The sequence below is a fragment of the Nocardia farcinica genome, from assembly GCF_029867845.1.
GTDB lineage: Bacteria > Actinomycetota > Actinomycetes > Mycobacteriales > Mycobacteriaceae > Nocardia > Nocardia farcinica_A.
Map to the genome: position 1 here is coordinate 1 of NZ_JARWRU010001231.1, position 7,605 is coordinate 7,605.

Genomic DNA, 7,605 nt, shown 5'->3' on the forward strand with positions numbered 1-7,605 from the left:
CGCTCGCACCGGGCCGGCCCTGCCGGAGCTGCAGCGGGAGCTGTTCGTTGGCGGTGAGCCCCGGCGGGCGGTGGGCGTGCGGGGGCTCGCGCGGCCGCTGCGCGATCGGCAACTTCGCGATCGGTGTCGACATCGCATCCCCCTAGCCATCCCTGGCCATCCTGGCCATCCCCAGCCATCCCCGGCCCGTCCCCTCGGCCGGTCACGCCCGTACGGTCGAACCGAACACCGTCGAACCGGATATCGTCGAGCTGGAAAAGGTTGTGTCGCGGCGATCATCGCATCGCCCACCGACAACTCCTCCGTGGCGCGGACGGCGGCAGAGCCGCGCGGCAGCGGCCACCGCCGTGCGCCCTGCCGATTCCCGACGCCATGCGGTCACGGCGGGGCGGACGCCGCCGGGCCCGCTAGGCTCGGCGGCGATGATTCCTCGCTTCTCCGGTGTCGCGCGAGCAACGTGCGCCGCGCTCGTGGTGACCGCGCTCGGCCTGCCCGCCGTCCCGGTCGCCGCCGAACCGATCGTCCCGCCCGGCGCGGCCCAGCCCGGCACGGCACAGCCCGGCACGGCACAGCCGGACACAGCCCGGCCCGGCGCAGTACAGCCGGACCCGGGACAGCCGGTGACCAGCACGACCCCGCCGTTCACCACCCCCGACACCGCGACCTGCCCGCAGAAGAACCTGCCGCCCCCGCCGGTCGACTCCTCCGAGGTGCCCGCGCCGGGCGAGCCGACGCCCTCGCCGCTGCCGGTGCCGGTCCCCGCGCTCGGCGGACCGAGAATGGGCGAGTGCGGGGTCGTGCTGCCCGACGGCGCCCCGGACGCCCCCGCCGACATCTCCGCCACCTCGTGGCTGGTCAGCGACCTCGACACCGGCGCTGTGCTGGCCGCCAAGGACCCGCACGGCCGCTACCGCCCGGCCAGCACCATCAAGGTGCTGCTGGCCATCGTCGCGCTGCGCGCCCTGGACATGGACGAGGTGGTGATCGGCACCCAGGAGGCGGCGAACGTGGAGGGCTCGCGGGTGGGCATCGGCCCTGGCGGACGCTACACCAACCGCCAGCTGATGCAGGGGTTGCTCATGTCCTCCGGCAACGACGCCGCGCACCTGATCGCCGCCCAGCTCGGCGGCGACGCGGCGGCGGTGGCGAAGATGAACGAGACCGCGAAGTCGTTGTCGGCCTTCGACACTCGCGCGGCCACTCCCTCCGGCCTGGACGGTCCAGGCATGTCCACCTCGGCCTACGACCTGTCGGCGCTGTGGCGTGAGGCCATGACCATCCCGCTGTTCGCCGAACTGGTCCGCACCGAACAGGTCGATTTCCCCGGCTATCCGGCGGATCCGGCGATGCCGGGCGACACCGACCACCCCGGCTTCCCCATCGGCAACGACAACATGCTGCTCTACAACTACGAGGGCGCGCTCGGCGGCAAGACCGGCTTCACCGACGACGCCCGCCAGACCTTCGTCGCCGCGGCCGAACGCGACGGCAGGCGTCTGGCGGTGGTGCTGCTCAAGGCCGACGTGCGGCCGATCCGGCCGTGGGAGCAGGCGGCCCGGCTGCTCGACTACGGTTTCGCCCTGCCCGCCGACGCCGCCGTCGGCGCGCTGCCCGGGGCCGCCGCCCACCTGGACGGTCCCACCGTGGTGCCGGCCGCCCCGCCGCTGGACGGCGATCTGGCGGCCCCGCACACCGTCTCCCACACCGACACCAGGGCGCTGCTGGTACTGGTGGGCTGCGTGGCCGTGGTGGTGTTGCTGCTCGGCGCGTTCCGCGCCAACCGGCGTCGCCGCTGAACGGACCGGAACGACCCGAAACGCCGCACAGATCAGTGCGATCCGGCCGGGGCGGCGGCCGTCACCGGCGACGCAGGAGCGTGAGGGCGAGGGTGGCCAGCGCGCCGGCGCCGAAGGCGGCCGCCCCGACCGCTCCGCTCATCCCGCCGCCGACCGTGCGGGGCCGGATCACCGCCGGTGCGGGCGGCTCGATCTCGGCGGGCAGTTCGTTCTCCGACGCGGTGGCCGCCCAGGCGGTGGCGAACAGGATGATCCGGTAGGTGATGTAGCTGAACACCATCAGGCCGATGATGGAACCGAACGTCGCGCCCGCGGGGCTCTGCAACACCGAGCGCAGGTAGATCGAGGCAACGAACTTGAACAGCTCGAAAGCCACCGCGCCGATCAGGCCCGCCTTGGCGGCACTGGCGAGGGTGACCTTCGTGCGCGGCAGCCTGGCGATGATCCAGACGAACACCGCCCAGGTGGCCAGCACGGCGAGCAGGATCGAGACCACCCGCAGCAGCACGCCCATGCCGAAGACGCCGCCGAGACCGAGGCTGTCGACCACACGCTCGCCGAGCCCGCCCGAGCCCACCGCGGACAGCGCCAGCGACAGGGCCAGCGCCAGGCCGAGGCCGATCAGCGCGCCGAGGTCCGACAGCTTGGTGGAGACGAAGTTGCCGTCGTCGGGCACGTCGCCCTCCCACTGCTCGGTCAGCGCGGCGCGCAGGTTGCCCATCCAGCCCAGCCCGGTCCACAGACCGGTGAGCAGGCCGAGCACGCCGACGGTGCCGCGCGAGCCGACCGCGGAGTCGACCAGATCGGTGACCTGTGTGCCGAACTCGCCCGGGATGTTCTCGACGATCTTGTCGTGCAGTTGCTCGAACAGCTCCTGGTTGCCCGCCAGCACGAAGCCCGCGATGGCGAAGGCGACCATGAGCAGCGGGAACAGCGACAGCACGGTGAAGTAGGTGATGCCGGCGGCGTAGTGGTCGCCGCGCCGGTCGCGGTAGCGGCCCGCCGTCCTGATCAGATGCTCCAGCCACGGCCGATGCCCGACGGCCCGGTCGATACGGGCCTTGGCCCGGTCGATCACCTGCACCGCACTCACCCCTTCGACGCCCGCCCCCGCGTAGGTCGTACCCGGGCTATCGTGCCAGGAAACCCACCCGCTCATAGACCTGTGCCAGGGTGTTGCCCGCGATCTCGCGCGCCCGTTCCGCGCCCGCGGCCAGGATGCGGTCGAGTTCGGCCTGGTCGGAGAGGTATTCGTCGACCTGGGCGCGCAGCGGGGTGACGAAATCGACCAGCGCGTCGGCCACGTCGGCCTTCAGGTCGCCGTATCCCTTGCCCGCGTAGTCCTTTTCGAGGGTGACGATCGGGGTGTTGGTCAGCGCGCCGAGGATGACCAGCAGGTTGCTCACGCCCGGCTTGGCATCCGGGTCGTAGCGGATCTCGCGCTCGGTGTCGGTGACCGCCGAGCGGATCTTCTTGGCGCTGACCTTCGGGTCGTCGAGCAGGTTGATCAGGCCCGCGTCCGTGGCCGCCGACTTGCTCATCTTCGAGGTCGGGTCCTGCAGGTCGTAGATCTTGGCGGTGCCACGGACGATGTGCGCCTCGGGCACGACGAAGGTCTTCTTGAAGCGGGTGTTGAAGCGCTGGGCCAGATTGCGGGTCAGCTCGAGGTGCTGACGCTGGTCCTCGCCGACCGGCACCTGGTGTGCGCGGTAGAGCAGGATGTCGGCGGCCATCAGCACCGGGTAGGTGAACAGGCCGACGGTGGCGTTCTCCGCGCCCTGCTTGGCGGACTTGTCCTTGAACTGGGTCATCCGGCTCGCCTCGCCGAAGCCGGTGATGCACGACAGCACCCAGGCCAGCTCGGCGTGCTCGGGCACCTGGCTCTGCACGAACAGCGTGGAGCGCTTGGGGTCGATGCCGATGGCCAGCAGCTGGGCCGCGGCCGACCTGGTCCGCGCCCGCAGCTGCTTGGGGTCCTGGCTGACGGTGATGGCGTGCAGATCGGGGATGAAGTACAGCGCGTCGTAGTCGTCCTGCATCCCTACCCAGTACTGCAGCGCCCCCAGGTAGTTACCGAGGTGGAAGGAGGCACTGGTCGGCTGGATCCCGGACAGCACACGCTGCTTGCGCTCCGCCGGGGCTGATACAGGACTGGACATACCCCCGATCTTCCCATGCCGCTCAAGCGGAATGTCGCTCCGCCCACCTGCGCGGATCCACGCCGGGCATGCTGGACTGACCCTTGCGCTGCAACCCGGCCTCACGCCTGGCCGCGTTCTGGTACAGCGGCGCGCTCGGACCGCGCAGGGCTCTCTTCAGCGGCCGCACCACGGGGATCGGGCTGCGGTGCGCCGCCCGCACGCCGCGCGCGATGAGCTCGAACTGCCGCTGCTCGCGCTGCCCCCACTCCAGCCCGTACATGGCGCGGATCTCCGGCGGCAGGCTTCCCTGCACCAGCCGGTAGTAGCCGATGCTGACCTGCTGAGCGGGCGCGGGCAGCGGGTAGGGGATGCGCTTGCCCATCAGGTAGGAGCCGACCAGTTCGGCCTCCTCGGTCAGGTGCGGCTCGGCCGAGGCGATGTAGTCGTCGAAGCGCTTGCGGAAGCCGGCGTAGCTGTCGGGGGCGGCCGAGCGCGGCATGCCGAACAGCTCGCCCCAGGTGACGTAGTCCTGGTAGAGGCCCTCCCGTTCGCCGTCGGTGAGCTCGCGGACCAGGATGTCGTGCATGACCTCGGCGGAGTCCATGGTGAAGGCCATCGTCCAGAACATCAGTTCCGGGTCGAGCGCCGAGTAGTGGGTGCCGGCCGGGTTGGCCGGGCCCGCGTCCTCGGGCAGCTGTCCCTTGACCTCGACGTGACGCTTGCCGGTGTAGGCCAGGGCGCGGTCGGCCTCGGCCTTGCTGCCGAGGAAGACCGCTTCGAAGAGCCTGCCGGTGATGGCCAGGCGGGTGTATGGCGTGGTCCGGTGGTGGGTGTTCTCCGCCGTGCCCACGTACAGCAGCGGGTGCACCGCGCCGACGACCAGCGCGCGCAGACCGTAGGTGATGCCGACCGCGCGCTTGCGCATCACGCGCCGGATCATCGAGTCGTCGGTGAAATAGCCGGGTTCCGGCGAGCTCGGCTTGTCCGACCACAGGCGGTCGGTCAGCGGCGCGTTGGACATGGGAAGCCTCCTCGTCGAGTCATCTGGAAACAGAATCCACCAGATGCGAGATTCTGGCAATACCTCCTGCCAAAACAGCCGTACGCAGGCGCCCCGACGCGGCCACGACTGCCCGCGGCCGAAACGTGCCAGAATCGGACGGGTGACTGCGCAGCGGACCTACGGCGGCGTCTCCGCCGAGGAGCGCAGGGCTCAGCGGCGCACCGCGCTGCTGGACGCCGCGCTCGACATCATCGGCACCGAGGGCCTCGGGAAACTCACCGTCTCCGGCCTCTGCGGCCGGGCCGGGCTCAACGAGCGCTACTACTACGAGAGCTTCGACAGCCGCGAGGCCGTGCTGTCGGCCCTGTTCGACCGCATCGCCGAGGAACTGGCCACGGCCATCCTCGAGGCCTTGCGCGACACCTCCGACGAGACGACGCGCGGCAAGGCGCACGCCGCCATCGCCGCAGGCATCCACGTGCTCACCGACGACCCGCGCAAGGCGCACGTGGCCCTGGTCGCGGGCATGGCCACCCCGGAACTACGCGCGCGCGGCAACCAGACCATCCGCGCCTTCGCCCGCATGGTGGCCGCCCAGGGCGTCGGCTTCTACGGCATCACCGACCCGCTGCCGGACGCGGTGATCGACTTCCGCGCCACCTACCTGGTCGGCGGGCTGGTGCACACGCTGACCTCCTGGCTCCAGGGCGAGATCGCGCTCAGCCAGGACGAACTGGTCGAGCACACCACCGACGTGTTCGTCCTGCTCGGCGAAGATCTCGCCGGCCGCCTGCGCTGACGGCGCGCAGTGCGAATTCGGCGACGGCGGCGCGACCCGGCTCGGTCGGGGGACGCCGGTCCGCGCCGGCCGGGCGGCGCTCAGTCGAGGGCGAGTTCGACGGTCCCCTCGGCCGGGTCGTCCTGGAGCACCACCAGGAACGCGACCTCGCGATGCCGCCAGCGTTCGGCGGCGTCGCGCACCGCCTCGGCGAACCACTCCCGCTCCTCGAGCTGGTCGGCCAGCAGCTCGGCGGCATCGCGCACCACGGCCACATAACCGGCCGCCTCGCCGACGAAGTCGTCCAGGTCGCGCAGGCATTCGTCGAAGGCGTTCTTGTTCCCGCCGAAGTAGTAGGGGAACTGGAAGGCCGCGGCCCATTCGTCGAACAGCCCGGCCACGGTGCGCATCCGGTCGCCACGCAGTTCGCGCACGACGAAACCGGCGGGCGCGCGGTAGCGCACCTCGGACAGCTCCGGCGCGCTCACCGGCAGGGCGCCGAGCACCGGTCGCGCGCCGGAGCGCGCGCCGTCCGGGCGGGTGAGAAATCGCGAGAGCGGAAGGGGCATCAGCGCATCCTCGTGAAGGTCTCGTAGTGGTCGCCGGTGTACCAGGCCGATCCGTCGCTGCCGGTGACGATGCGCTCGGCGTCGCGGGATCGATTGCGCTGCTTGGGATTGACGTCCCACTCCTGATAGGTGATCGGCCTGCCGGAGCTGTCGGTGAGCGGAAGATCCTTGTCGCGGTTCATGAATCGCTCGCCGCCCTTGGTGCCCGGCGCGTTCGCCGAGTCCGGCCAGCGACCCGCGTCGATCTCGGCCAGGGTGGCGTAGGCGCGATCGGGCACGCCCGGCGCCCGCGACTCGGCGGTGACCGGGTTCCCCGGATCGGGTTTCGGCGCGGTCGTGCCGGTGCCGGAGACGAACGCGCTCGCGGTGGCGGTCGTGGTGGTCTTCGCGGCGTCCGAGGCGGTGTCGTCCGCGCCCCGGGTGGTGAGCAGCGACAGCAGCAGGATCAGCGCCAACGCGCCCACCCCGGCGACTGTCTTGAGGGCCTTCGGATTCATGCTGCGCTGGTCCTTCTCTCGGCGAACTCGTCGGCGTCCCCGCGAGCGCTCACGGGTGCTGCCGCGTCATCGGTACTGCACGGTGACCGGCGCGTGGTCGGACCAGCGCTGATCGTAGGACGGCGCCCGCTCCACCACCGCCTGCTTGGCTCGGCCCGCGACCTCGCCGCGCGCGAGGTGGTAGTCGATCCGCCACCCCGAGTCGTTGTCGAAGGCGCGGCCGCGATAGGACCACCAGCTGTACGGGCCCGCCACGCCGGGATGCAGAGCGCGCACCACGTCGACGTATCCGGCCGCGAGCAGCTCGTCGATCCAGGCGCGCTCCTCGGGCAGAAAGCCCGCGGACCTGCGATTGGCCTTCCAGTTCTTCAGATCCAGCTCGGTGTGGGCGATGTTCCAGTCGCCGACCACCACGATTTCGCCGGTCCCGGCTTTCAGGTAGGCGCCGAATTCGGCCAGGAATCGGTACTTCTCGTCCTGGCGCGGGGTGTTCTCCTCGCCGGAGGGCACATAGACACTGCCGATGGTCAGCTCGTCGAAGACGGCTTCCACATAACGGCCCGTCCGGTCGAACTCGGCGCTGCCGAACCCGATCCGCACCGCGTCGGGGGCGCGCCGGGACAGGATGGCCACCCCCGCCCTGCCCTTGGCGCCCGGCTCGGCGCTGGTCAGGATCCAGCCGTCGGGGGGGGGGGGGGGGCCCCCCCCCCCCGGGGGGGGGGGGGGGGGGGGGGGGGGGGGGGGGGGGGGGGGGGGGGGGGTGGGGGGTGGGGGGGGGGCGCGCCCGCCCCCCCCCCCGGGGGGGGCGGGGGGGGGGGGGG

The 7,605-nt window shown here is 71.7% G+C and carries 8 protein-coding genes; 2 read left to right on the plus strand and 6 right to left on the minus strand.

Annotated elements, in window-relative coordinates:
- Nucleotides 1-422: 422 nt before the first annotated feature.
- Nucleotides 423-1,796, plus strand: coding sequence for a D-alanyl-D-alanine carboxypeptidase family protein (locus QH283_RS27515; RefSeq protein ID WP_280505842.1), 1,374 nt, complete (start codon nucleotides 423-425; stop codon nucleotides 1,794-1,796).
- Between the two features lie 61 nt (nucleotides 1,797-1,857).
- Here QH283_RS27515 and yhjD read toward each other — a convergent pair whose 3' ends face one another.
- Genes yhjD through QH283_RS27530 form a run of 3 tightly spaced genes read right to left on the minus strand, consistent with a single transcriptional unit; the run spans nucleotide 1,858 to nucleotide 4,958 of the window.
- Nucleotides 1,858-2,880: an inner membrane protein YhjD gene (gene yhjD / locus QH283_RS27520; RefSeq protein ID WP_280505843.1), complete on the minus strand. Its 1,023-nt coding sequence runs from the start codon at nucleotides 2,878-2,880 to the stop codon at nucleotides 1,858-1,860.
- A gap of 46 nt (nucleotides 2,881-2,926) precedes the next feature.
- Nucleotides 2,927-3,955, minus strand: coding sequence for a tryptophan--tRNA ligase (gene trpS / locus QH283_RS27525; RefSeq protein ID WP_280505844.1), 1,029 nt, complete (start codon nucleotides 3,953-3,955; stop codon nucleotides 2,927-2,929).
- A 22-nt stretch (nucleotides 3,956-3,977) separates the two neighbouring features.
- Entirely contained in the window at nucleotides 3,978-4,958 is a 981-nt protein-coding gene (locus QH283_RS27530; protein ID WP_280505845.1) for an oxygenase MpaB family protein, read from the minus strand.
- A gap of 142 nt (nucleotides 4,959-5,100) precedes the next feature.
- On the opposite strand from QH283_RS27530, the gene QH283_RS27535 reads away from it, so the two are divergent.
- Nucleotides 5,101-5,739 (plus strand): TetR/AcrR family transcriptional regulator, encoded by a 639-nt coding sequence (locus tag QH283_RS27535; protein ID WP_280505846.1) that lies wholly within the window; start codon nucleotides 5,101-5,103, stop codon nucleotides 5,737-5,739.
- Between the two features lie 80 nt (nucleotides 5,740-5,819).
- Here QH283_RS27535 and QH283_RS27540 read toward each other — a convergent pair whose 3' ends face one another.
- From QH283_RS27540 to QH283_RS27550, 3 genes are all read right to left on the minus strand, one after another.
- Nucleotides 5,820-6,287 carry a barstar family protein gene (locus QH283_RS27540; protein ID WP_280505847.1) on the minus strand — a complete coding sequence of 156 codons (468 nt, stop codon included), beginning with the start codon at nucleotides 6,285-6,287 and terminating at the stop codon, nucleotides 5,820-5,822.
- Nucleotides 6,287-6,784: a ribonuclease domain-containing protein gene (locus QH283_RS27545; RefSeq protein ID WP_280505848.1), complete on the minus strand. Its 498-nt coding sequence runs from the start codon at nucleotides 6,782-6,784 to the stop codon at nucleotides 6,287-6,289. The genes QH283_RS27540 and QH283_RS27545 overlap by 1 nt, the downstream gene beginning before the upstream one ends.
- Before the next feature lie 66 nt (nucleotides 6,785-6,850).
- A partial coding sequence (locus QH283_RS27550; protein WP_280505849.1) for an exodeoxyribonuclease III occupies nucleotides 6,851-7,605 on the minus strand: 755 nt, incomplete at its 5' end.